Source organism: Pseudomonas sp. T1.Ur, from assembly GCF_023516725.1.
In the GTDB taxonomy this organism is placed as follows: Bacteria; Pseudomonadota; Gammaproteobacteria; order Pseudomonadales; family Pseudomonadaceae; genus Aquipseudomonas; species Aquipseudomonas alvandae.
In genome coordinates this window covers 573,125-595,125 of record NZ_JAMGSN010000001.1, presented here as the reverse complement: position 1 = coordinate 595,125, position 22,001 = coordinate 573,125, and the positions used below count along the sequence as shown (strand labels likewise).

General features: G+C 62.2%; 21 protein-coding genes. 8 read left to right on the top strand and 13 right to left on the bottom strand.

Translation table 11 applies throughout. The features are described 5' to 3' along the window. Positions 1–78: 78 nt before the first annotated feature. Complete coding sequence (locus tag M8Q45_RS02740; protein WP_003184959.1) at positions 79–288, bottom strand: cold-shock protein; 210 nt, start codon at positions 286–288, stop codon at positions 79–81. Positions 289–511: 223 nt separating this feature from the next. Between M8Q45_RS02740 and plsB the strand changes: the two genes are divergently transcribed. From plsB to M8Q45_RS02725, 3 genes are read left to right on the top strand one after another with little or no spacing between them, the layout of a single operon-like run. After that, entirely contained in the window at positions 512–3,013 is a 2,502-nt protein-coding gene (gene plsB / locus M8Q45_RS02735; protein WP_249873482.1) for a glycerol-3-phosphate 1-O-acyltransferase PlsB, read from the top strand. Positions 3,014–3,065: 52 nt separating this feature from the next. After that, a complete protein-coding gene (locus M8Q45_RS02730) occupies positions 3,066–3,464 on the top strand; it encodes a YbaY family lipoprotein (RefSeq protein ID WP_249873481.1) in 399 nt (132 codons plus the stop codon). A 29-nt stretch (positions 3,465–3,493) separates the two neighbouring features. After that, complete coding sequence (locus M8Q45_RS02725; RefSeq protein WP_249873480.1) at positions 3,494–4,183, top strand: DUF4197 domain-containing protein; 690 nt, start codon at positions 3,494–3,496, stop codon at positions 4,181–4,183. A 135-nt stretch (positions 4,184–4,318) separates the two neighbouring features. Here the strand turns inward: M8Q45_RS02725 and M8Q45_RS02720 are convergent, their stop codons facing one another. Together M8Q45_RS02720 and M8Q45_RS02715 are read right to left on the bottom strand one after the other, a co-directional pair. Then, the gene (locus tag M8Q45_RS02720) at positions 4,319–7,384 is read right to left on the bottom strand and encodes an efflux RND transporter permease subunit (protein WP_249873479.1); all 3,066 of its coding nucleotides are present in this window, start codon (positions 7,382–7,384) and stop codon (positions 4,319–4,321) included. Positions 7,385–7,390: 6 nt separating this feature from the next. Continuing rightward, a complete protein-coding gene (locus M8Q45_RS02715; RefSeq protein WP_249873478.1) occupies positions 7,391–8,491 on the bottom strand; it encodes an efflux RND transporter periplasmic adaptor subunit in 1,101 nt (366 codons plus the stop codon). A gap of 94 nt (positions 8,492–8,585) precedes the next feature. Here M8Q45_RS02715 and M8Q45_RS02710 point away from each other — a divergent pair, with 94 nt between their 5' ends. Continuing rightward, positions 8,586–9,221 carry a TetR/AcrR family transcriptional regulator gene (locus M8Q45_RS02710; RefSeq protein WP_249873477.1) on the top strand — a complete coding sequence of 212 codons (636 nt, stop codon included), beginning with the start codon at positions 8,586–8,588 and terminating at the stop codon, positions 9,219–9,221. Positions 9,222–9,360: 139 nt separating this feature from the next. Here the strand turns inward: M8Q45_RS02710 and M8Q45_RS02705 are convergent, their stop codons facing one another. Then, positions 9,361–10,143: a class I SAM-dependent methyltransferase gene (locus M8Q45_RS02705; RefSeq protein ID WP_283938999.1), complete on the bottom strand. Its 783-nt coding sequence runs from the start codon at positions 10,141–10,143 to the stop codon at positions 9,361–9,363. Positions 10,144–10,234: 91 nt separating this feature from the next. On the opposite strand from M8Q45_RS02705, the gene M8Q45_RS02700 reads away from it, so the two are divergent. Further along, entirely contained in the window at positions 10,235–10,855 is a 621-nt protein-coding gene (locus M8Q45_RS02700) for a hypothetical protein (RefSeq protein ID WP_039592013.1), read from the top strand. Positions 10,856–10,858: 3 nt separating this feature from the next. On the opposite strand, the gene M8Q45_RS02695 is transcribed toward M8Q45_RS02700, so the two are convergent. The 7 genes from M8Q45_RS02695 to ppc all read right to left on the bottom strand — a co-directional run bounded on the left by M8Q45_RS02695 (position 10,859) and on the right by ppc (position 18,308). Further along, positions 10,859–11,557 carry an extensin-like domain-containing protein gene (locus tag M8Q45_RS02695; RefSeq protein WP_249873476.1) on the bottom strand — a complete coding sequence of 233 codons (699 nt, stop codon included), beginning with the start codon at positions 11,555–11,557 and terminating at the stop codon, positions 10,859–10,861. 16 nt (positions 11,558–11,573) lie between these two features. Beyond that, positions 11,574–12,395, bottom strand: coding sequence for an isocitrate lyase/PEP mutase family protein (locus M8Q45_RS02690; protein ID WP_249873475.1), 822 nt, complete (start codon positions 12,393–12,395; stop codon positions 11,574–11,576). A gap of 33 nt (positions 12,396–12,428) precedes the next feature. Continuing rightward, positions 12,429–13,289 carry a DUF72 domain-containing protein gene (locus M8Q45_RS02685; protein WP_249873474.1) on the bottom strand — a complete coding sequence of 287 codons (861 nt, stop codon included), beginning with the start codon at positions 13,287–13,289 and terminating at the stop codon, positions 12,429–12,431. Beyond that, the gene (locus M8Q45_RS02680; protein WP_030139518.1) at positions 13,289–13,597 is read right to left on the bottom strand and encodes a hypothetical protein; all 309 of its coding nucleotides are present in this window, start codon (positions 13,595–13,597) and stop codon (positions 13,289–13,291) included. The genes M8Q45_RS02685 and M8Q45_RS02680 overlap by 1 nt, the downstream gene beginning before the upstream one ends. Before the next feature lie 366 nt (positions 13,598–13,963). After that, entirely contained in the window at positions 13,964–14,644 is a 681-nt protein-coding gene (tsaB, locus tag M8Q45_RS02675; protein WP_249873473.1) for a tRNA (adenosine(37)-N6)-threonylcarbamoyltransferase complex dimerization subunit type 1 TsaB, read from the bottom strand. A gap of 94 nt (positions 14,645–14,738) precedes the next feature. Continuing rightward, the gene (gene adk, locus M8Q45_RS02670) at positions 14,739–15,386 is read right to left on the bottom strand and encodes an adenylate kinase (RefSeq protein WP_249873472.1); all 648 of its coding nucleotides are present in this window, start codon (positions 15,384–15,386) and stop codon (positions 14,739–14,741) included. A 291-nt stretch (positions 15,387–15,677) separates the two neighbouring features. Further along, the gene (gene ppc / locus M8Q45_RS02665) at positions 15,678–18,308 is read right to left on the bottom strand and encodes a phosphoenolpyruvate carboxylase (protein ID WP_249873471.1); all 2,631 of its coding nucleotides are present in this window, start codon (positions 18,306–18,308) and stop codon (positions 15,678–15,680) included. 178 nt (positions 18,309–18,486) lie between these two features. Between ppc and M8Q45_RS02660 the strand changes: the two genes are divergently transcribed. The 3 genes from M8Q45_RS02660 to lptF all read left to right on the top strand — a co-directional run bounded on the left by M8Q45_RS02660 (position 18,487) and on the right by lptF (position 20,475). Beyond that, entirely contained in the window at positions 18,487–18,831 is a 345-nt protein-coding gene (locus M8Q45_RS02660; RefSeq protein WP_030139522.1) for a hypothetical protein, read from the top strand. A gap of 390 nt (positions 18,832–19,221) precedes the next feature. Continuing rightward, positions 19,222–19,635, top strand: a complete 414-nt coding sequence (locus M8Q45_RS02655) for a DUF4398 domain-containing protein (protein ID WP_014336761.1) — start codon at positions 19,222–19,224, stop codon at positions 19,633–19,635. Positions 19,636–19,683: 48 nt separating this feature from the next. Continuing rightward, positions 19,684–20,475, top strand: a complete 792-nt coding sequence (gene lptF / locus M8Q45_RS02650) for a lipotoxin F family OmpA-related lipoprotein LptF (RefSeq protein ID WP_039592023.1) — start codon at positions 19,684–19,686, stop codon at positions 20,473–20,475. A 202-nt stretch (positions 20,476–20,677) separates the two neighbouring features. Here lptF and M8Q45_RS02645 read toward each other — a convergent pair whose 3' ends face one another. Both M8Q45_RS02645 and M8Q45_RS02640 read right to left on the bottom strand, forming a co-directional pair. Then, on the bottom strand, positions 20,678–21,007 hold the full coding sequence (locus M8Q45_RS02645) for a PA3694 family proteiin (protein ID WP_030139524.1): 330 nt from the start codon (positions 21,005–21,007) through the stop codon (positions 20,678–20,680). Continuing rightward, entirely contained in the window at positions 21,004–21,909 is a 906-nt protein-coding gene (locus tag M8Q45_RS02640) for an alpha/beta hydrolase (RefSeq protein ID WP_249873470.1), read from the bottom strand. Before M8Q45_RS02640 ends, M8Q45_RS02645 begins: the two co-directional genes overlap by 4 nt. Positions 21,910–22,001 lie beyond the last annotated feature (92 nt).

Sequence of the window (22,001 nt, the reverse complement as noted above, 5' to 3'; positions counted from 1 at the left end):
AACCAGGTGGCACCCCATCCAAAACTGTGGGAGCAGGCTCGCTCCCACACTGGGTTTTGTGTTGCCAGTGAATGCGGCTTACAACCCCACCACATCCTCAGCCTGCAAGCCCTTCTGCCCTTCCACGACCGCGTACTCGACCTGCTGGCCTTCGGTCAGTGAACGGTGGCCTTCGCCACGGATCGCGCGGTAATGCACGAACACATCCGCGCCACCTTCGCGCTGGATGAAGCCATAGCCCTTGGCGTCGTTGAACCACTTCACATTGCCGGTTTCGCGTGCTGCCATGATGCTCACTCCCATTTTTATTTTGAGTCGGCTTTTCGCAGGAAAGCCGTACGAACTTAGCCACCGTCCGGTCGTCGATGTGGAAGGCCGGGGCAGTAACTGGCCGAGTATATGACACCCGGAAAAACTCTCAACTGACTTTACTTCGGCGCTTTTTTGCCGATTTTCGACGAATCCGGCACACTGGCGCCCGCGCCATCCCATTCACTCATGCAGAAGCCGTATGACCCGCTCCCCGTTCCGCCGTCTTGTGTTTGGCACCTTGCGCCGACTGTTGTATCTCTGGGTTCGCTCCGAGACGATCAACCAGTCGTCCTTTACCCTCAACCTCGACCGCAGTCGTCCCGTGTTCTACGTCCTGCAAGATCCTTCGCTCACCGACCTCGCGGTGCTCGACACCGAGTGCACCAAGGCCGGCCTGCCGCGCCCGGTGCTGCCGGTCTCGGTGGGCAACCTGCTGGAGCCGGCGGCATTCTTCTACCTGACGCCGGCGCCGGACTGGCTCGGGCGCCAGGACAAGCGTGGAGCGCCGCCCACCCTGACGCGGCTGGTCGACGTGCTGACCCACAACGCTGCCGAAGACGCGCAAATCATTCCGGTCAGTGTGTTCTGGGGCCAGTCGCCCGACAGCGAATCCAGCCCCTGGAAATTGTTGTTCGCCGACAGCTGGGCGGTCACCGGACGCCTGCGCCGCTTGCTGAGCATCATGATCCTGGGCCGCAAGACCCGCGTGCAGTTCTCCGCGCCGATCCACTTGCGTGAGCTGATCGAGCACGACAAGGGCCACGAACGCACCGTGCGCATGGCCCAGCGGATCCTGCGGGTCCACTTCCGCAACCTGAAAGCGGCGGTCATCGGCCCTGACATTTCCCATCGACGCAACCTGGTCAAGGGCCTGTTGAACCAACCGCTGGTCAAGCAGGCCATTGCCGAAGAAGCCGAGCGGGAGAAGATTTCTCCGGAAAAAGCCAAGGCCCAGGCCCTGCGCTACGGCAACGAGATCGCCTCGGACTACACCTACACCGCGATCCGTTTCCTGGAAGTGGTGCTGAGCTGGTTCTGGAACAAGATCTACGATGGCATCAAGGTCAACCACATCGAAGGCGTGCAGAACGTCGCCCAGGGCCACGAAGTCATCTACGTGCCGTGCCACCGTAGCCATATCGACTACCTGCTGCTGTCGTACCTGCTGTTTCGCAACGGCCTCACGCCACCGCACATCGCCGCGGGCATCAACCTGAACATGCCGGTGATCGGCAGCCTGCTGCGCCGTGGCGGGGCGTTCTTCATGCGCCGCACGTTCAAGGGCAACCCGCTCTACACCGCCGTTTTCAATGAATACCTGCACACGCTGTTCACCAAGGGCTTCCCGGTGGAGTATTTCGTCGAAGGTGGCCGCTCGCGCACCGGGCGCATGCTGCAGCCCAAGACCGGCATGCTCGCCATCACCTTGCGCAGCTTCCTGCGCTCGTCGCGCATGCCCATCGTGTTCGTGCCGGTGTACATCGGTTATGAGCGCGTGCTGGAAGGCCGCACCTACCTGGGCGAACTGCGCGGCGCGAGCAAGAAGAAGGAGTCGATCTTCGATATCTTCAAGGTCATCGGCGCCCTCAAGCAGCGCTTCGGCCAAGTGGCGGTGAACTTCGGCGAGCCGATCAAGCTGGCGGAATTCCTCGACGGCGAACAGCCCGATTGGCGCCAACAGGAACTGGGTCCGCAATTCAAACCAGCCTGGCTCAACGCAACCACCCACCGCCTCGGCGAACGCGTGGCGCGGCACCTGAACGAAGCCGCTGCCATCAACCCGGTCAACCTTGTCGCCCTGGCGCTGCTGTCCACCAGCCGCCTGGCCCTGGACGACCAGGCCATGGCCCGCGTGCTGGACTTGTACCTCGCGTTGCTGCGCAAAGTGCCGTATTCACCGCATACCACGCTGCCTGAGGGCGACGGCCAGGCGTTGATCGAACATGTCAAAGGCATGGACCTGCTGTCGGAACAGAGCGATGCCCTGGGCAAGATCCTGTACCTGGACGAGCAGAACGCGGTGCTGATGACCTATTACCGCAACAACGTACTCCATATCTTCGCCCTGCCGGCGCTGCTGGCGAGCTTCTTCCAAAGCAGCTCGCGCATGAGCCGCGAGCAGATCCTGCGTTATACCCGCGCGTTGTACCCGTACCTGCAATCGGAGCTGTTCATTCGCTGGTCTCTGGAAGAACTGGACGCGGTGGTCGACCAATGGCTCGAATCGTTCGTCGAGCAGGGCCTGCTGCGCTTCGAGAAAGACCTGTACCTGCGTCCTGCGCCAAGTTCACGGCATTTCGTGCTGCTGACGCTGCTATCGAAGAGCATCGCCCAGACCTTGCAACGCTTCTACATGACCGTTTCGCTGCTGCTCAACAGCGGCCAGAACAGCATCAGCGCCGAAGAGCTGGAAGACCTCTGCACCGTCATGGCCCAGCGCCTGTCGATCCTGCACGGGCTGAACGCGCCGGAGTTCTTCGACAAGAGCCTGTTCCGCCACTTCATCCAGACGATGCTCGACCTCGACGTACTGCGCCGCGATGAAGCGGGCAAGCTAAGCTATCACGAGCTGCTCGGTGAACTGGCCGAAGGTGCGGCCAAGCGCGTGCTGCCGGCGGAGATTCGTTTGTCGATCCGCCAGGTGGCGTTGCATCGCAGTGAGGAGCCCACGGATCCGAACGCGCCAGTAATCCAGGATTGACTCTCCACAGGCCCCAGCCTTTTGCTGGGGCCCACAATATGGAAATGGCCTAATGAAAAAGTTTTTTCTCGTCGCCGCCGCCACGCTGCTGAGCGCCTGCTCCAGCGCGCCGCTGGCCGGCAAGAACAGCCTCGACGGCGAAGTGTTCTATCTGCAACGCATCGCCCTGCCGCCCACGGCTACGTTGACCGTGAGCCTGCAAGACGTTTCCCTGGCCGACGCGCCAGCCGTCGTGATCGATGAGCAGCGAGGCCCGGTCAAGGGCCAGGTCCCTTTGCCGTTCCACCTCAGTTATGATCCGACACAGGTCAAGCCCGGTCATCGTTATGCCGTGAGCGCCCGCATCGAAGTCGACGGCCAGCTGATGTTCATCACCACTGAACAACACGCCGTGCAGCTCGATGGCAAAGATCCGCAGCCGTTGAAGATTCGCGTCAACGCCGCACGCTGATTCCTGTTCCACTCCTCAAGGAAGCTGCCATGCTCCGCTCTACCCTTCGTTTCACCGGCCTGTGTGCCGGCCTGTTGATCTGCGCCAACGCCATGGCCTTGTCCCTGGGCGATCTGTCCCAGAAAGACGCCACGGGTGGCCTCAAGGATGCACTGACCCAAGGTGCCCAGATCGCCGTCAAGCAACTGGGCAAGCCGGGCGGTTTCAGCAACAACCCGGACGTGAAGATCGAACTGCCAGGCAAGCTCGGCAAAGTCGCCGGCAAGATGAAAGCCTTCGGCATGGGTGACCAGGTGGATCAATTGGAAACCAGCATGAACCAGGCGGCCGAAGCCGCCGTGGTGCAGGCACAACCGATCCTGGTCGATGCCGTGAAGAACATGAGCGTGAGCGATGCCAAGGGCATCTTGAGCGGCGGCAACGATTCGGCCACGCAATACCTGAACAAGAGCAGCCGCGAACAGATTCGCGCCAAGTTCCTGCCTATCGTCAAGCAAGCCACCGACAAGGTCGGCCTGGCCCAGAAGTACAACGCCTTTGCCGGCCAAGCTGCGACGCTGGGTGTAGTGGACGCCAAGAGCGCCAACGTCGAGAACTACGTGACCGAGCAGGCGCTGGACGGTTTGTTCAAGATGATCGGCGAGCAGGAAGCCACCCTTCGCAAGAATCCGGCGGCTGCGGCCACCAGTTTGGCGAAGAAGGTTTTCGGTACGCTCTAAGTCGCAACCTGAAACAACTGTGGGAGCGAGCTTGCTCGCGATGGCGGTGTAACAGTCAACAGAAATGTTGAAGCTGATACCGCTATCGCGAGCAAGCTCGCTCCCACTTGGATCTCTGCTGGCCTCCGGACCGCGTCAGGTCTTCTTGACCCTGAACCACGCCGCATACAGCGCCGGCAGGAACAGCAGCGTCAACGCCGTCGCCACAATCAGCCCTCCCATGATCGCCACCGCCATCGGGCCGAAGAACAGGCTGCGCGACAGCGGAATCATCGCCAGCACCGCCGCCAGGGCGGTGAGTACGATCGGGCGGAACCGTCGCACCGTCGCTTCGATGATCGCCTGCCATGGCGCAAGCCCGGCCTTGATGTCCTGTTCGATCTGGTCCACCAGAATCACCGAGTTGCGCATGATCATGCCAGACAGCGCGATGGTGCCGAGCATGGCGACGAAACCGAACGGCTGGCGGAACACCAACAGAAACAGCGTGACACCAATCAACCCCAGCGGCGCGGTGAGGAACACCATCGCCGTGCGGGAGAAGCTGCGCAATTGCAGCATCAACAACGTCAGCACCACCACGATGAACAGCGGCACACCGGCGTTCACTGATTTCTGGCCACGGGCCGAATCCTCCACCGTACCACCCACTTCCAGCAGATAGCCGTCCGGCAGTTCCGCTTGAATCGCGTCCAGGGTCGGGAAGATCTGCTGCACCAGGGTCGCCGGCTGCTCCTTGCCGTAGATATCGGCTCTAACGGTCACGCTCGGCAGACGATTGCGATGCCAGATCACGCCCTCTTCGAAGCCATACTCCAGCGTTGCGATCTGCGAGAGCGCAACGCTCGCACCGTTGTCGGTGGGCACCGCCAGGCTTGGCAGTCGCGAAAGTTCGGTGCGCTCATGCACGGTGCCACGCAGCAGGATCTCGATCAGCTCGTTGTCTTCCCGATATTGGCTGACGCTGGATCCAGTCAGAGAACTTTGCAGGAAGCTCGACAGATTGGCGGTGGTCACCCCCAAGGCCCGGGCGCGGTCCTGGTCGATATTCAGATACACCACCTTGCTCGGCTCTTCCCAGTCCAGATGCACATTGGCAACGTAGGGATTTTCCCGAACCTTCGTCGCCACTTTCCGCGCCAGGGCCCGGACGACCTCGATGTGCTCGCCCGTCACGCGAAACTGCACCGGGTAGCCCACCGGCGGACCGTTCTCCAGGCGTGTCACCCGCGAGCGCAACGTCGGAAACTGCTCGTTCAGGGTGGCGATCAGCCAACTGCGCAACGGCTCACGGTCTTCGATGGTCTTGGCCAGCACCACGAATTGGGCGAAGCTTGGCGCCGGCAGTTGCTGGTCCAGCGGCAGATAGAAACGCGGTGATCCGGTGCCGACGTAGGCAACATAATTGTCGATACCGGCGTGATCCTTGAGCAGCGCTTCCAGGCGCTTGACCTGCTCGGCGGTGTTGACCAGCGAAGCGCCTTCGGCCAGTTTCAGGTCGACCATCAGCTCCAGGCGCCCCGACGCCGGGAAAAACTGCTGCGGGACAAAACGGAACAGCACCACCGAGCCCAGGAACAACAGCACGGTCAATGCGATGACGGTCTTGCGCCGGCGCACGCACCACTCCACCAGTCGCCGCACACGTTGGTAGAACGGCGTGCCGTAGGGATCTGGCTGGCCGTCGACCGTGCCATGCTTGGCCGCATGAATCTTCGCCAGGTCCGGGAGGAATTTTTCCCCCAGGTACGGCACGAACACCACCGCAGCGACCCAGGACGCCAACAGCGCAAGGGTCACCACCTGGAAAATCGAACGGGTGTATTCCCCCGTGCCCGACTGGGCGGTGGCGATCGGCAGGAACCCCGCCGCCGTGATCAAGGTGCCGGTGAGCATCGGAAACGCCGTGCTGGTCCAGGCGAAGCTGGCCGCCTTGATCCGGTCGAAGCCCTGCTCCATCTTGATCGCCATCATCTCCACCGCAATGATCGCGTCGTCCACCAGCAGCCCCAGCGCCAGGACCAGCGCGCCGAGGGAAATCTTGTGCAGGCCGATGCCCAGGTAATACATGGCCGCGAAGGTCATCGCCAGCACCAGCGGAATCGCCAGCGCCACCACCATCCCGGTGCGCAGCCCCAGGGAGAAGAAGCTCACCAGCAACACAATGGTCAGCGCTTCCACCAGCACCTGGATAAACTCACCGACGCCGGTCTTCACCGCCGCCGGCTGGTCCGAGACCTTGCGCAACTGCATGCCGGCCGGCAGCGTGTTCTGGATCCGGGCAAAGTCCACCTCGAGGGCCTTGCCCAGCACGAGGATGTCACCGCCCTCCTTCATCGCCACGGCGAGGCCGATGGCATCTTCCCCCATGAAGCGCATGCGCGGCGCGGGCGGGTCGTTGAAGCCGCGACGAACCTCCGCCACGTCGCCAATCCGGAAGGTGCGATCAGCCACGCGGATCGGAAAATTGCGGATCTCTTCCACGGTCTGGAAATTCCCGGAGACCCGTAGCTGCAATCGCTCGCTACCGGTCTCGAAGAACCCGGCGGTGGATACCGCGTTCTGCGCTTCCAAGGCTTGCTGGACGGCCGCCAACGGCAGGCCAAGGGTCGCCAGTTTCACGTTGGACAGTTCGACCCAGATCTTCTCGTCCTGCAGGCCGACCAGCTCGACCTTGCCCACGTCCTTGACCCGCTGCAGCTGGATCTGGATTCGGTCGGCGTAATCCTTGAGCACGGCGTAGTCGAAGCCTTCGCCAGTGAGTGCATAGATATTGCCAAACGTGGTGCCGAACTCATCGTTGAAGAACGGCCCCTGGATACCCGGCGGCAAGGTATGCCGGATGTCGCCGATCTTCTTGCGGATCTGGTACCACAGCTCGGGAATCTGCTTGGAGTGCAGGGAGTCGCGCGCCATGAACGTCACTTGGGATTCGCCCGGGCGCGAGAACGAAACGATCCGCTCGTAATCGCCGGTCTCCATCAGCTTCTTTTCGATGCGCTCGGTGACCTGGCGCGACACTTCCTCAGCCGTGGCGCCGGGCCAGATCGTGCGGATGACCATGGCCTTGAAGGTGAACGGCGGGTCTTCGCTCTGGCCGAGCTTGGTGTAGGAAAGTGCTCCGACGATTGCCAGCAACAGCATCAGGAACAGTACGATCTGGCGGTTGCGCAACGCCCATTCGGAAAGATTGAAACCCATCGGGGATTACTCCTTGGCCGCCAGGTTGACCACGCGGTTGGAGCGATCCACTGGACGGACCTGCTGGCCGTCGAGGAGCACATGCACGCCCGCGGCGACCACCCAATCGTTGGCGTCCAGGCCTTCAAGCACCGGCACGGTTTTTTCGCCAAAGGCACCGACACGGACCGGGACTTTCCTGAGGGTGTTGTTGGCGTTGACCACCCAGACGTAGGTCGCACCGTTTTCGGCGGTGAGGGCCGACAGCGGTACTGACAGCGGGACCTTTTCGGCATTCTGGATAAACACCCGGGCGCTCTGGCCCAGTTCCGCCGGGACGCTGCCGGCGGTGAACGCGACGCGAGCGGCGAAGGTGCGGGATTTCGGGTCGGCAGCGGGCGAGAGTTCGCGGATGTGCCCGCTGAAGCGCTGGTCGGGTTGGCTCCACAGCTCCACCGAAACCGGCTGGCCGATCTTGAACCGGCCGAAACTCTGTTCCGGCAAACTGATCAGCACCTCACGCTCACCGTCGGTGGCCAGCGTGAAGACCGTTTGCCCGGCCGACACCACCTGACCGACCTCCACCGAACGCCGGGCCACGACGCCATCCTGGGGCGCGCGCAATATCGAATAGCTGGCCTGGTTGCTGGCGACATCGAATTCAGCCTTGATCTGCTTGAGCCGCGCGGCCCCGGAGCGATAGAGATTCTCGGCGTTGTCGTATTGGGAGCGGCTGACCATCTGCCGTTCCATCAAGGTCTTGTAGCGGTCGCGCTCGGCGCGCACCAGGCTCAGGTTGGCCTCGGCGGCGGCGACCTGGGCCCGGCTCGCTTCCAGTTGCAGGCGTACATCTTCAGGATCGAGTTCAGCCAACGGTTGATTGGCCTTGACCCGCTGCCCCTCTTCGACCAGCCGTCGGCTCACCTTGCCGCCAATACGAAACGCCAGGTCCGGTTCGAACCGCGCCCGCACTTCGCCGGGATAACTGTCCATGGCCAGGGCCGAAGGCTCTGGCTTGACCACCATGGCGGGGCGGACGACAACGGCGACCGGTTCATCGTGGCCACACGCAGACAATAAAAAAGCCAGGCTGACTGGCACGGCGAGGGGCAGGACATAGCGGAACATGGTGGATGACCTTTCGCTAATGGTGCTTGGAATAATTATACTGGCGAGTATGTTATTAATAGCAAACTCACCAGTCCAGTATTAAAAGCGAATAATGTCGAACAATCCTCTCCCTCCCAGCGGCCCCGGCCGTCCAAAGGATCTGGCCAAGCGCCAAGCCATTCTCGACGCCGCGAAACGTCTTTTCCTGAGCCTGGGTTACGCCAGCACCAGCATGGACGCGGTGGCGACCGAGGCCGGCGTGTCCAAGCTGACGGTCTACAGTCACTTCAACGACAAGGAAACCCTGTTTGCCGCCGCGGTGATTGCCAAGTGCGAGGAGCAGGTACCGACGCTTTTTTTCGAATGGCCTGATGGCGTTCCCATTGAGCACGTGTTGCTGAACATCGCCCGTGGTTTCAATCAACTGATCAACAGCGACGAATCGGTCAACCTGCATCGGTTGATGATTGCCTTGGGCAGCCAGGATCCGAAGCTTTCGACGATTTTCTACGAGGCCGGCCCGCAGCGCATGCTCTCAGGCATGGAGCGGTTGCTGACCAAGGTCAACCAGAGCGGCGCCTTGAGCATCGACAAAACGCGAAATGCCGCCGAGCACTTTTTCTGCCTGATCAAGGGCGCGGCGAATTTCCGGTTGCTGTACGGCTGCGACGGGCCGCAGGACGCCGAGGCGGCCGAGGCTCACGTGCAGGAAGTGGTGGGGTTGTTTGTGCGGGCTTATCGGCCCTAGCTCGACCGGCAGCCTTGCGCTTGCCGTCAGGGCCTCATCGTCGGAACGCCGCCCGGAACAAGCTCGCTCCCACATTGGATCTGTGGTGCTCATCAAACCCTGTGGGAGCGAGCTCGCTCGCGATGCAGACGACCCGGTCTCAAGCCTTGAGCGCTTTCTTGGGATAGATGTCGTACCGACTGGACTTGCCCTCCAACCCATGGCTCGGCTTCGGCCCTTCGATGCAAGGCGCCTTGCGCGGGCGCTTGACCACCACCCGGTGGGTCGCCAGCGCGAGTGCCGCAGCCAGCAGCGCCGGGGCGTCATTGTCATCGCCCACCAGCGGCCGGAACAGGCGCATCTCTTTTTTCACCAAGGCAGTTTTCTCCCGATGAGGGAACATCGGGTCCAGGTAGATTACCTGGGGCGGCTCGCCCTCCCAGTTGCGCATCAGCTCGATGGAATTGCCCTTGAGCAAACGCATGCGCGCCACGATCGGCGCCACGTCGAAATCCTCCGCGCCCCGGGCCAGGCCATCTTCCAGCAAGGCGCCGATCAACGGCTGGCGCTCGATCAGGCTCATTTCGCAGCCCAGGCTCGCCAGCACGAACGCGTCCTTGCCCAGCCCAGCCGTGGCATCGAGTACCCGAGGACGCACGCCTTGGGCGACACCGACGGCCTTGGCGATCATCTGGCCGCTGCCGCCGCCGTACAAACGCCGATGGGCCGCGCCACCCTCGACGAAGTCCACCCGCACCGGTCCCGGCGCGTCCGGACCCCATTGCTGCAACTGCAATCCTTGCTCGCCAACCTGCAAGGCAAACTCGCCGTCGTCCACTTGCAACGGCAGGCCAAGCCGCTCGGCCCATTGCTCGGCTTGCGCCTGGAAGGCCGGGGCCAGGGCCTCGACATGGATGCGGCAGGCCGCAGGTTGCTCAATCATGAAAACACGCTCAAAAAATTAAGGATCGGCGAAAACGGCCGATAACAACGGTGAACGGCATTTTGCCAGAGCTGAGCGTCGACCGAGAAAAATGTCAGACATTCAATCCACATCGATAGGCGTTATCTCCCCTTACGGCGATTACAGCCTGCGTAACACCCAAGCCCTGAGCGGCGTCAGTCACCTGTGGCAGGATTTTTTCGCCCGGGCCCTGGCCGATCAGTTGGGTGAAAACGCACCGGCGCCTGGCAGCTACCAGCCCGTCGCCCTCGATGAAGCGGTTGAACCGACCCTCGGTGCCGAGCTGCTGGACCACATTGTCAGCCAACGCACCTGCGACGTGACAGAAACCCAGGTCAAGCCACCCGAGCCGTTGTTCCTGCCGATCGCCGAATTCGAACTCGACTTGCTGGACAAGCCGTTCCCACCCTTCCCGCCGGAAGAAATCGTCGCCCAGCAAAAGCAGCAGACCTTCGAAAGCAATTGGGTCCGCCCGATCGTTCTCACCGCCGGCCAGCCCCTGCCAGAACCGGGCCCGGCACCACAACCGCGTCCGTTGCACCTGCCGATTGCCGAGTTCGAACTTGACCTGCTGGACAAGCCATTCCCGCCGTTCCCGGAAGAGGAACTGGTGGCGCAGCAGAAACAACTCGATTTCGATACCCGTTGGGCACGTCCAATCGTGTTGCAGAACCTGCGCATCGCCGCCTGAATCTTACCGACAGATCCACCACGGTCCGACATCCAAATGGAAATGGTTGCGGTGGGCCGCGTTGTAGTCCGGACTCAACACCACGCTGAACATGTCGCAGGCGCCGTCGCGCACCTGCCGCAGGAACTGCGCATCGGTATTGTCCTTCGGCCAATCCTTGAGCACGCTGACCGCGCGACCATCGGCCAGGCGAAACCCGGCAATGTCGAGCGCGCTGGCGGTGGCATGCTGGCTGCGCGCGCCGCTTTCACGGCCGTACATGTTGCGACAGGCAAAGCTGCCCAAGTGATCGACGCGCGTGACCTTCTGCCCATAGGCCGCCGTTGCCGCCGGCTGCAGCGCATGACGCTCGAACAACGCGAAAGCCACGGCCAGCGGGCAGCTGGCCAGGAAGCTGCTGCTCAATGCCACCTCGCCGCCCTGCACCCGCAACACATTGGTCAACGGACACGTCGTGTTGGCGCCGCTGTCCGCCTGGCGAGCGGTGCGAAGCCCTGACGTCGCAAGCGCCTGGTCGCACAGTTGCGGGTCGTTGCGCAGGGCCATCAGCTTGTAGCGGGTCAGCAGGTTCGGCGGGACGTTGACGTCCAGCGGCGCCCAGGGATTCCACTCCGGCGGCACCGACAACCAGCCGCGCCAAACGCTGAACACTGCGGCACCCACAACCAGCGCCAATACCATCAACACTTTGAAAAACCGCACGACAACGCCTCGGGCATCAACCCTTGAATAATTGATTGGCCTGACTGTACGGCATCGAACGACGAGTGAAGGTGAACGTGCCCTGCTGCTGGATTTCCTCGGCAGCGCGGAAGAACTCGCCGTAGGCCGCCAGTGCCAGGGCCGATCCGACGCTGATGCGCTTGACGCCCAGTTCGCTCAATTGCGCCACGGTGAGGTCCAGCGCGCCGGACATCAGCACGTTCACCGGCTTGGGCGCCACGGCCCGGACCACCGCGAGGACTTGATCGGCGCTGCTCAACCCCGGCGCGTAGAGCACGTCGGCGCCGGCGTCGGCGAACGCCTTCAAGCGCCGGATCGTATCGTCCAGGTCGGGCTTGCCGTGCAGGAAATTCTCCGCCCGGGCGGTCAGCAGGAACGGGAACGGCAAGCTGCGCACCGCGTCAGCCGCGGCCTTGACTCGCGCCACGGCGTGATCAAAGCAATAGATCGGACTGTCCGGGCGCCCAGTGGCGTCTTCGATCGAGCCCCCCACTGCCCCGGCTTCCGCTGCGCGAAGCAGGCTCTGGGCACACGCTTCGGGCGCATCGGCAAAACCATTTTCCAGGTCGACGGCCACTGGCAGATCCGTGGCCGCCACGATCGCCCGCACGTTAGCCAGCGTGTCATCCAGGGCAAGCCCGCCATCGGGTCGCGCCAGGGAAAAAGCGTAGCCGGCACTGGTGGTGGCCAAGGCTTCGAAGCCAAGGCTGGCCAGCATTTTGGCCGAACCGGCATCCCATGGGTTGGGAATGACAAACGCCCCTTCGCGCTCGTGCAAGGCCTTGAACGCCTGGGCTCGCCGGGTTTGTGCATCCATGAGAATCGCTCCTGAACTAGGGAAGAGATCGCCTCAGAGCAAACCCAGTTGCTCGGCGGCGGGTTCTCTATATAGCTCAGGCAGGGCCGGCAAGCCAGGCAAACGGCTCATCAAGCGGCTGTGAAAATGCATCGCGAGTCTTGCCGCCAGGAGGTTGTCGGCGGTGTGCAGGAACATGTACGGCGTGCGCCCTTCTTCGATCCACTCGGCGATTTTCTCCACCCAAGGCGCCAGGAACGGCTCGTTGGCTTCCACCACGGGATGGCCGACGAAGCGCACCTGCGGGCTTTGAGTGAACGCTGCCGGCCGCGTAGGCACCCGTGGTTTTTTGTATTGGGCATGGATCACTGACGGATCGGTCGAGGCACAGCTGAACAAGCCTCGCGGATCGAGGCAGATACGTTCCACGCCGCGATCGAGCAACAGGCGATTGAGCTGGCGCTCGGCATCACCCTTGGCGAAGAACTCATCGTGACGAACCTCGACGGCCAGCGGTCGCGGGAACGCGTCGATGAAAGCTGCCAGCTCTGATAGCCGATTGGGCGTGAACGCCTTGGACAGTTGCAGCCAGAACGGCGAAACCCGATCACCCAGCGGGCTGAGCAATTGAACGAAGGTTTCGGTGGCGGTCAGGTGTTCGCGCAAGTCACCGCCGTGACTGATGTCGCCCGGAATCTTGGCCGTGAAACGAAAGTGTTCGGGCATGATTTCCGCCCAGCGCTGGACGGTGGCCGCAGACGGGCTCGCATAGAAGGTCGTGTTGCCTTCCACGGCATTGAAAACCTGGCTATAGAGATTCAGGAAGTCGGAGCTTTTGGCATCCTGGGGATAAAGATAATCGCGCCAGGCGTTTTCGCTCCAGGACGGGCAGCCGAGGAAATAAGGCAGCCGCATCAGATGTAGAGGTCGAGCCCCAGTACTTCCATATCCCAGTCGACAAAACCGGCAGTGCTCAAATAACTGGCAAGGGCCGTGGCGACACTGCGGCTCATGGCGCGGTGGTACAGCATGTCTTGCTGGCGGGCGGGGAGATTGCTCAGGCGTTGCGCAGAGGCCTTGGCGGCACGGGCGGCCAGTTGCTCTTCGGACGGAAGTTCCAGGTCGCCATCGATGTCATCAAAAGTTTCCGGCTCAGCGGCTTTACCCGCACGAGGCCGACGCTTGATGGGATAGGACTGTGATGAAACGCCGTCTATACGCATGACAAAATGCTCGGTATCAATGATGGCAATTTAGCGGCACATTCGCAGCCGCGCAAATGCGCAAGTGATAACTAGAACACATAAAGTCAAAAAGGTTTAAAAACGAGCTGAAAAAGTGACGACTGGCAAGGTTGGGTGTGACTTATGCAGGCGCAAATGAATTTTGGAACGCCGGCTCCAAGGTCAACCGAACGCCTTTGTGGCGAGGCCGCTTGCTCCCGCTGGGCTGCGCCTGTAGGAGCTGCCGAGTGCAACGAGGCTGCGATCTTGTGCCAGTCAATTGCGTCTCAAAGGTCTAGATCAAAAGATCGCAGGCTACGCCAGCTCCTACAGAGCCGAGCGAGAGCAAGTTCGCTTGAAATGAGGTCAGGGTCGCTCGGACTTTGGCGTCGCGACCTTGTCCCGCAGGTAAACCGGCTGCGCCTCATCTGCCGCAATGGCCTCGCCGCGTTCCCAGGCGAAGCGTGCGAGCGCCAGCAGGTCTTCGGCATGAGGCAGCATCGATGCGTCCTGCCCGACAATGCGGGCGCCTATCCGCTCGTCATAACCCCACCCGGTACCGGCGCCGAACCAATCGCCACTCGCCTCATCCGGCAATGCCGCCGACTCGGGTGGCAATACCGCTTCACGGCCCACCAGGCGCATCTCGCCATCGGTTTCGCGGTAGCACCCCCAGTACACCTCGTCCATGCGTGCATCAATGGCAGCCGCCACCTGGCGCGCGCCGTGTTCGCGCAAGGCACGCTGGGCCAGCACTGCCAGGTTCGACACCGGCAATACCGGGCGTTCGAGGGCAAAGGCCAAGCCCTGCACGACACCAATGGCGATCCGCACGCCAGTGAACGCGCCAGGCCCACGGCCAAAGGCAATTGCGTCAACCGCTTGCAAGGTCGTCCCGGCGTCGCTTAGCAATTGCTGGATCATCGGCAGCAATTTCTGCGCGTGCAGGCGCGGGATCACCTCGTAATGGCTCGTGACCTTGCCGTTGTGCAGCAAGGCAACGGAGCAAGCTTCGGTCGCGGTGTCCAGGGCCAGCAAGGTGCTCATCGATGTGTCCGTAAATCAGGTGGGAAAAAAGTGCGCCAGTATAAACAACTACGGCCCGCAAGCGGGCCGTGTTTGTTGCAACTGATCAGGCTTTTCAGCTCAGCGCTTCAAGCACCTTGCCAGTGATCGCATCGACCGAGCCAACGCCCGGGATGTGGCTGTACTTCGGCTTGCCCTGGGCAGCGGACAGCTTCTGGTAGAAGTCCACCAGCGGCTTGGTCTGGGAATGGTAGACCGACAGGCGATGACGCACGGTTTCTTCAGTGTCGTCCTTGCGTTGCACCAGCTCGTCGCCCGTCACGTCGTCCTTGCCGGCGACCTTTGGCGGATTGTAGACGGTGTGATAGACACGACCGGACGCTTCGTGAACGCGACGGCCGGCAATACGCTGGACGATTTCCTCGTCGTCTACCGCGATTTCGACCACGTGATCGAGTTCCACACCGGCACTCACCAAGGCTTCAGCCTGGGGAATGGTGCGCGGGAAACCGTCGAACAGGAAGCCATTGGCGCAGTCCGGTTGAGCGATGCGATCCTTGACCAGGGCGATGATCAGGTCATCCGACACCAGGCCGCCGGCATCCATGATGCTCTTGGCTTGAACGCCCAATGGGGTGCCAGCCTTGACCGCGGCACGCAGCATGTCGCCGGTGGAGATTTGCGGGATACCGAATTTTTCGGTGATGAACTTTGCCTGAGTACCTTTACCGGCCCCGGGAGCTCCCAGCAGAATGACGCGCATCGATGTGCTCCTCAATTTTTTTATGTAAAACGCTCGGATTCGCCTCGTGGGGCCAATCTTCGAAAAACAGGATCGTGACCGCCCAAACGGTCAAAGGCTGCTCAAGATACACAGCAGGCCCGAGCCACACAAGCCGCCGAAAGTCGGAGGAACCCGCGCCCGACGCGACCTTTGTATGAGGTGGCGAGAGTCGCAACCGGGCAACAAACTGTCGCCTGGTCGACCTGCCCTTCCCCGCAAACGGCTACGCCCGGACGAACCGGGCGAGCTGTTTTGTGCAACGACCCGACGTCAGCCGGTGTTGCGCAAACCGGCGGCGATCCCTGCCACAGACACCAGCAACGCCTGTTCCAGGGGGCTGCCCTGGGCAACGTCCTGCTGTCGCGAACGCGCCAACAGTTCGGCCTGCAACAGGTGCAGCGGGTCGAGGTAGGTGTTGCGCAGGCGAATGAACTCCAGCGTGTCTGGGCTATGTGCCAGTAGCTGCGACTGGCCGGTCAACCCCAGGACCACCGAGCACGCCTGCGACAATAGGTCGCGTAAATGCTCACCCAAAGGCAGCAACGCCGGTTCCACCAGACGCTCATCATAGGACTGGGCAATGTCAGCGTCGGCCTTGGCCAGCACCATCTCGAGCATGTCGATGCGGGTACGGAAGAACGGCCATTGCTCGCGCATCTGCCCGAGCAACTCACCCTCGCCGCGCTCCAGCGCCTTGCCCAGGGCGGTTTCCCAACCGAGCCAGGCCGGCAGCATCAGGCGCGTCTGGGTCCAGCCGAAGATCCACGGAATCGCCCGCAGGCTCTCGATCCCCCCGGCGCGGCGCTTGGCCGGACGACTGCCCAGGGGCAGCCGGCCCAATTCCTGCTCCGGCGTGGACTGGCGGAAATACTCGACGAATTGCGGATTTTCCCGCACCACGGCGCGATAGGCACGGACGCCGTCGGCGGCCAGCTCGTCCATCAAATGACGCCATTCTGGCGTGGGCGGCGGCGGTGGCAGCAGGGTCGCCTCCAGCACCGCAGCGAGATAAAGGTTGAGGTTCTGTTCGGCGATGTCTGGCAGGCCAAATTTGAAACGAATCATTTCGCCCTGTTCAGTGGTGCGGAACCGACCGGCCACCGAACCCGGCGGCTGGGACAGGATCGCCGCGTGCGCCGGGCCACCGCCACGACCGACCGTGCCCCCGCGACCGTGGAACAGCAGCAGTTCGACTTGCTGCTCACGGCAGATGTCCACCAAGCGCTCCTGCGCCCGATATTGCGCCCAGGCCGCCGCCGTGGTGCCGGCATCCTTGGCCGAATCGGAATAGCCGATCATCACTTCCTGCGGCCCTTGCAGGCGCGCGCGATAGCCTGGCAGCGACAAAAGACGCTCCATCACCGGCCCGGCGTTGTCCAGGTCGGCGAGGGTTTCGAACAGTGGCACCACCCGCATCGGTCGCAGCACGCCGGCTTCCTTGAGCAACAGCTGCACCGCCAGCACATCGGAAGCCGCGCCGGCCATGGAAATCACGTAGGAGCCCAGGGACGCCGCCGGCGCCGCCGCGACTTCCCGGCAGGTCGCCAGGACTTCGGCGGTATCGGCCGACGGCTTGAAATGCGGCGGCAACAACGGGCGACGGTTATTCAGTTCGTCCAGCAAGAAACCGATGCGCTGCTCTTCGTTCCATTCTTCATAGCGCCCAAGCCCGAGGTAATCGGTGATTTCGGTCATGGCCATCGTATGGCGAGTCGAATCCTGGCGCACATCGAGGCGCACCAGGAACAGCCCGAACGTCACTGCGCGGCGCAGGCAATCAAGCAGCGGCCCATCGGCAATCACGCCCATGCCGCATTCGTGCAGGGACTGGTAGCACAGCTCCAACGGATCGAGCAGCTCGCGGTTGTTCTGCAACACCTCGGCGCTGGCCGGCGTCGTGGCTTTCAGCGAGGCCTGGGCCCAGTTGCGCGTGGCCCGCAGGCGCTCACGCAATTGCTTGAGCACCGCACGATAGGGTTCGGCGCTGTCGCCGGCCTGGGCGCGCAAAGCCGCGCTGGCGTTTTGCATGGACAGGTCGGCCGCCAGGTGATCGACATCGCGCAGATAAAGGTCCGCCGCCATCCAACGCGCCAGCAACAGCACCTCACGGGTGACTGCGGCGGTGACGTTCGGGTTGCCGTCACGGTCGCCGCCCATCCACGAGGCAAAGCGGATCGGCGCGGCTTCCAGCGGCAAGCGCAGCCCGGTGGCGGCGTGCAAGGCCTGGTCGGCCTTGCGCAGGTAATTGGGGATGGCGTGCCACAGCGAATGCTCGATCACTGCGAAGCCCCACTTGGCCTCGTCCACGGGCGTGGGCCGGGTCCGGCGAATTTCTTCGGTGTGCCAGGCTTCGGCGATCAACCGCTGCAAGCGCTGGTGGATTTGCGCGCGCTCGGCGCTGGTGAGGTCACGGTGATCCTGGGCGGCCAATTGCGCAGCAATGGCGTCGTATTTCTGGATCAGCGTACGCCGGGCGACTTCGGTGGGGTGGGCGGTGAGAACCAGTTCGATGTCCAGCCGGCCCAATTGCCTGGCCAGCGATTCAGCGCTGTGGCCCTCAGCACGCAGGCGCGCCAGCAGTTCGGGCAGCACTCGCGCTTCGAACGGTGCAGGCTTGGATTCTTCGCGCCGATGAATCAACTGGTATTGCTCGGCGATGTTGGCCAGGTTGAGAAACTGGTTGAACGCCCGCGCCACCGGCAGCAGTTCATCCTCGCTCAACTGGTTGAGGCTGGCGCTCAGCTCGGCGTCCATGGAACCACGGCGATCAGCCTTGGCGCCCTTGCGGATCTGCTCGATCTTGTCGAGAAAGGTATCCCCGTACTGGTCGCGAATGGTGTTGCCCAGCAGTTCGCCGAGCAGGTGGACGTCCTCGCGCAAGCGGGCATCGATATCGGTCATCAGCAGTTCTCCAGCAAAAAGGTCCGGACAGCTTTGTAGGAGAGAGTGCCGATGCCAGTCGTTAATGACAAGCGACGAAGGGACTTTAAACCTTGTCGGACAAAGCTAGTCTCATGGATAAGCCACACGACGGCTTGTCACTATCGCGCCCGCCAAAAGCAGGGCTATTGAGGTCATCATGAAAATCCGTGAGCTTGCCCAGCATTGGGAAGAAAACGCCAAGGGTCGCCTGACCCAGACCGGCTACACGATTCATCTCGACGTCGAGGCTGCGGCACGCCTGGCGGCCATCTGCGACATGTACCCCAAGCGCCACCCTGAAGAGTTGCTCGGTGAACTCATCGGCGCGGCACTGGAAGAGCTGGAAGCCAGCTTTCCCTACGTCAGGGGATCGCAGGTAGTGGCCACCGATGAAGAAGGCGATCCGCTGTACGAAGACGTGGGACCGACCCCGCGGTTCCTCGCATTGTCCCGCCGCCATCTGCACGAACTCTCCTCGCAGAACGACAAATCCAAACACTGACTCCTGCATTGACTCCTGTAGGAGCTGGCGAGCGAAGCGAGGCTGCGATCTTTTGATCTTTCACTCGGAATTCAAGTGTCAGGCGAAAGATCGCAGCCTCGCTTCGCTCGGCAGCTCCTACACGCGCATCGCGCCAAAAAATGCACGTCTCACGGCGCTCGGAATACCGCTGCACGCCTTGAAAGTTCAGCTTTTTTACCCCTGACCGATCAGTCAGCAATTCTTTTGGCGAATGGCCATCCTTGCCTGAACTTTTGAAAAACGCCTCGGGTCACACCGAGTAACCATACTGGAACGGCCGTTTAAATAAACGCGCCCTGGCGCCCGCGCCAAAACAGACGTCACGGCTTCGGTCCCAGCATGGATTCGTGTTTTTTCAGGAGTTTTCCAATGGAGTTGAAGCCTATGAATACCTGCACTGCCAAACCCTCATCCACTGGCCTGCGCGGCCTGAAGTTGGCTGCCCTGGCTATCGGTAGCAGCTTCATCCTGGCCGGTTGTGCCGGCAATCCACCTTCGGAGCAATACGCGGTCACGCAATCGGCGGTCAACAGCGCCGTCAGCGCCGGTGGTACCGAGTTCGCCGCGGTGGAAATGAAATCGGCCCAGGACAAACTCAAGCAAGCCGAAATCGCCATGCACGACGAGAACTACGAAGAGGCCAAGCGTCTGGCCGAACAGGCCGAATGGGATGCCCGCGTCGCTGAGCGCAAGGCCCAGGCCGCCAAGGCCGAACAGGCTCTCAAGGACTCTCAGAAAGGGGTTCAGGAACTGCGTCAGGAAGGCATGAACAAGGTTCAGTAAACCGCTCACGCCACGACGTATTTCTCATCGATAAAAGGACGACAGACTATGACGCACAAACATTTCATGATGCCCGCCCTGCTTGCCGCCTGCGTAGCCCTGGCCGCTTGCTCCCACGATCCGAACGCCAACCTGGAACAGGCGCGCACCAACTACAACGGCCTGCAGGCCGATCCGGCGGCGACTAAAGTGGCTGCGCTGGAAACCAAGGACGCCGCCGATTTCCTGGCCAAGGCCGACAAGGCCTACCTGGATAACGAAGACGAAGCCAAGGTCGACCAGTTGGCCTACCTGACCAACCAGCGCGTCGAAGTGGCCAAGCAGACCATCGCCCTGCGCAACGCCGAAGCCGAGCTGAAAAACGCCGGTGACGAACGCGCCCGTGCATTGCTGGAAGCCCGTAACGCGCAGATCAAGCAGCTGCAGGACAGCCTCAACGCCAAGCAGACCGAGCGCGGTACCCTGGTGACCTTCGGCGACGTGCTGTTTGCCACCAACAAATCCGACCTGCGCGCCAGCGGCATGACCAACGTGAGCAAGCTTGCGCAGTTCCTCCAGGAAAACCCGGATCGCAAGGTGATCATCGAAGGCTACACCGACAGCACCGGCTCGGACTCGTACAACCAGTCGCTGTCCGAGCGCCGTGCCAGCTCCGTGCGCACGGCCCTGGTGAAAATGGGCGTCGATCCAGCCCGCATCGTGACCCAGGGTTATGGCAAGGAATTCCCGGTCGCCGACAACACCAGCGTCTCGGGCCGCGCCATGAACCGTCGCGTGGAAGTGACCATCTCCAACGACAACCAGCCCGTCGCCCCGCGCTCGACCATGAGCGCCAACTGATCGGTTGAATGAAACGAAAAGCCCCGCCTGAGTGGGTCAGGCGGGGCTTTTCCATGGCTGAAGATATTTGGCTGTATACAATCCCTGTGGGAGCGAGCTTGCTCGCGATAGCGGCAGGTCAGTCGACATAGGCCTTGACAGATCCACCGCTATCGCGAGCAAGCTCGCTCCCACAAGGGATAGCGGTGTCCTTGAGATTGGATTACGGCTGCAGTTTTTGTGGGGTTTCCTGCCCCATGCACCGCACCGCACGCTTCTTCTCGTTGATCAGCACGCCGGTCAGGCCTTTCTGCTCGGTGTCGAACAACACCAGCACGCCATCGATGCACTGGGCGACCTGCGGCGCCGGCTCCAGGGAGACTTTGTAGTCCTCGCCCGGCACGGTCTTGAGCATGGTGAACTGGTTGAGCAGCAACGCATCCTCGGGCTTGGCGAAATGCAGGTAGCCGTAGTACCACAGCACCGCGACGGTGCCGAGGATGCTGCAGATACCGGTGATGATCAGGGGGATGGCGTTACGTTCTTCGCTCATTGCGGGTTCTCGGATGAGTCAACGGGGGATTTCGGGTAGTTCGGAATTTCGCCCAGGCGGCGCAGGCCATCGAAGTGCCGGGGGTCGTCGAGGTAGCGCAACATCACCGTTCGCCAAGTCGGGTCGGCGAAGGTCTGCACATGCCCGCCGCGTGTCAGTTGCAACACCCTGGGCGGCGGCGCAGCTTGATACAAGCGGATGCCGTTGGAAAGGGGCACGATCGGGTCATCGAGGCTGTGGTAGATCAGTTTTGGCACACCGTTCAATTGCGCGATCGAGCCGATGGCGCTGTCACCGTCCGGCACCAGCCACGACAGCGGCACCTGGAACGCCCAGGTCAGCCATGACGTACTCAGGGCAAAACGCCCGACATCGCGATAACTGGCGGGTACGCCATCGAGCACCAACGCCTTGATCTGTTGCTGGCGCTGGGGATGCTCGACCAGGTAATGCACCGCCAATGCGCCGCCCAGGCTCTGGCCGAGCAGCACCAACGGCTTGCCCTGGACCTCGGGCGACTGGTCGAGCCATTTGAAGGCTGCGTCGATGTCCTGGTAAATCGCCGGCAGGCTCGGCTCGCCTTCGGACACGCCGTAACCCCGGTAATCGACCATCAACACCTGATAGCCCTGCTCCGGCAGCCACCAGCTTCCACCGAGGTGCCAGGCCAGGTTGCCGCCATTGCCGTGCAGATGCAGCACCGTGCCCTTGACTTCGACACCCGGTTTAACCGGCAGCCACCAGCCATGCAGCTTCAACCCGTCAGCGGTGGCCAGGGTGACGTCGCGGTACTCGAGCCGGGCCCGTTCCGGCGTGAAGGGCAGGCCGCGTTCCGGGTAGAACAGCAAGGAGCTGCAGCCGGTCAGGGCCAGCAGCAGGCAAATGATGCCGAGGGTTCGCATCCGGTGAAGCCTCGTAAAAATCAGAAGTTATACCCCCCTTGTGGGAGCGAGCTTGCTCCGGGCGGCGATCCGACGATAGCGGTGTGTCTGAG

Bases quoted from the DNA above. Each gene is read 5' to 3' on its own strand.
- M8Q45_RS02740 (WP_003184959.1), bottom strand. From the start codon at position 288: ATGGCAGCACGCGAAACCGGCAATGTGAAGTGGTTCAACGACGCCAAG.
- plsB (WP_249873482.1), top strand. From the start codon at position 512: ATGACCCGCTCCCCGTTCCGCCGTCTTGTGTTTGGCACCTTGCGCCGA.
- M8Q45_RS02730 (WP_249873481.1), top strand. From the start codon at position 3,066: ATGAAAAAGTTTTTTCTCGTCGCCGCCGCCACGCTGCTGAGCGCCTGC.
- M8Q45_RS02725 (WP_249873480.1), top strand. From the start codon at position 3,494: ATGCTCCGCTCTACCCTTCGTTTCACCGGCCTGTGTGCCGGCCTGTTG.
- M8Q45_RS02720 (WP_249873479.1), bottom strand. From the start codon at position 7,384: ATGGGTTTCAATCTTTCCGAATGGGCGTTGCGCAACCGCCAGATCGTA.
- M8Q45_RS02715 (WP_249873478.1), bottom strand. From the start codon at position 8,491: ATGTTCCGCTATGTCCTGCCCCTCGCCGTGCCAGTCAGCCTGGCTTTT.
- M8Q45_RS02710 (WP_249873477.1), top strand. From the start codon at position 8,586: ATGTCGAACAATCCTCTCCCTCCCAGCGGCCCCGGCCGTCCAAAGGAT.
- M8Q45_RS02705 (WP_283938999.1), bottom strand. From the start codon at position 10,143: ATGATTGAGCAACCTGCGGCCTGCCGCATCCATGTCGAGGCCCTGGCC.
- M8Q45_RS02700 (WP_039592013.1), top strand. From the start codon at position 10,235: ATGTCAGACATTCAATCCACATCGATAGGCGTTATCTCCCCTTACGGC.
- M8Q45_RS02690 (WP_249873475.1), bottom strand. From the start codon at position 12,395: ATGGATGCACAAACCCGGCGAGCCCAGGCGTTCAAGGCCTTGCACGAG.
- M8Q45_RS02685 (WP_249873474.1), bottom strand. From the start codon at position 13,289: ATGCGGCTGCCTTATTTCCTCGGCTGCCCGTCCTGGAGCGAAAACGCC.
- M8Q45_RS02680 (WP_030139518.1), bottom strand. From the start codon at position 13,597: ATGCGTATAGACGGCGTTTCATCACAGTCCTATCCCATCAAGCGTCGG.
- tsaB (WP_249873473.1), bottom strand. From the start codon at position 14,644: ATGAGCACCTTGCTGGCCCTGGACACCGCGACCGAAGCTTGCTCCGTT.
- adk (WP_249873472.1), bottom strand. From the start codon at position 15,386: ATGCGCGTCATTCTGCTGGGAGCTCCCGGGGCCGGTAAAGGTACTCAG.
- ppc (WP_249873471.1), bottom strand. From the start codon at position 18,308: ATGACCGATATCGATGCCCGCTTGCGCGAGGACGTCCACCTGCTCGGC.
- M8Q45_RS02660 (WP_030139522.1), top strand. From the start codon at position 18,487: ATGAAAATCCGTGAGCTTGCCCAGCATTGGGAAGAAAACGCCAAGGGT.
- M8Q45_RS02655 (WP_014336761.1), top strand. From the start codon at position 19,222: ATGGAGTTGAAGCCTATGAATACCTGCACTGCCAAACCCTCATCCACT.
- lptF (WP_039592023.1), top strand. From the start codon at position 19,684: ATGACGCACAAACATTTCATGATGCCCGCCCTGCTTGCCGCCTGCGTA.
- M8Q45_RS02645 (WP_030139524.1), bottom strand. From the start codon at position 21,007: ATGAGCGAAGAACGTAACGCCATCCCCCTGATCATCACCGGTATCTGC.
- M8Q45_RS02640 (WP_249873470.1), bottom strand. From the start codon at position 21,909: ATGCGAACCCTCGGCATCATTTGCCTGCTGCTGGCCCTGACCGGCTGC.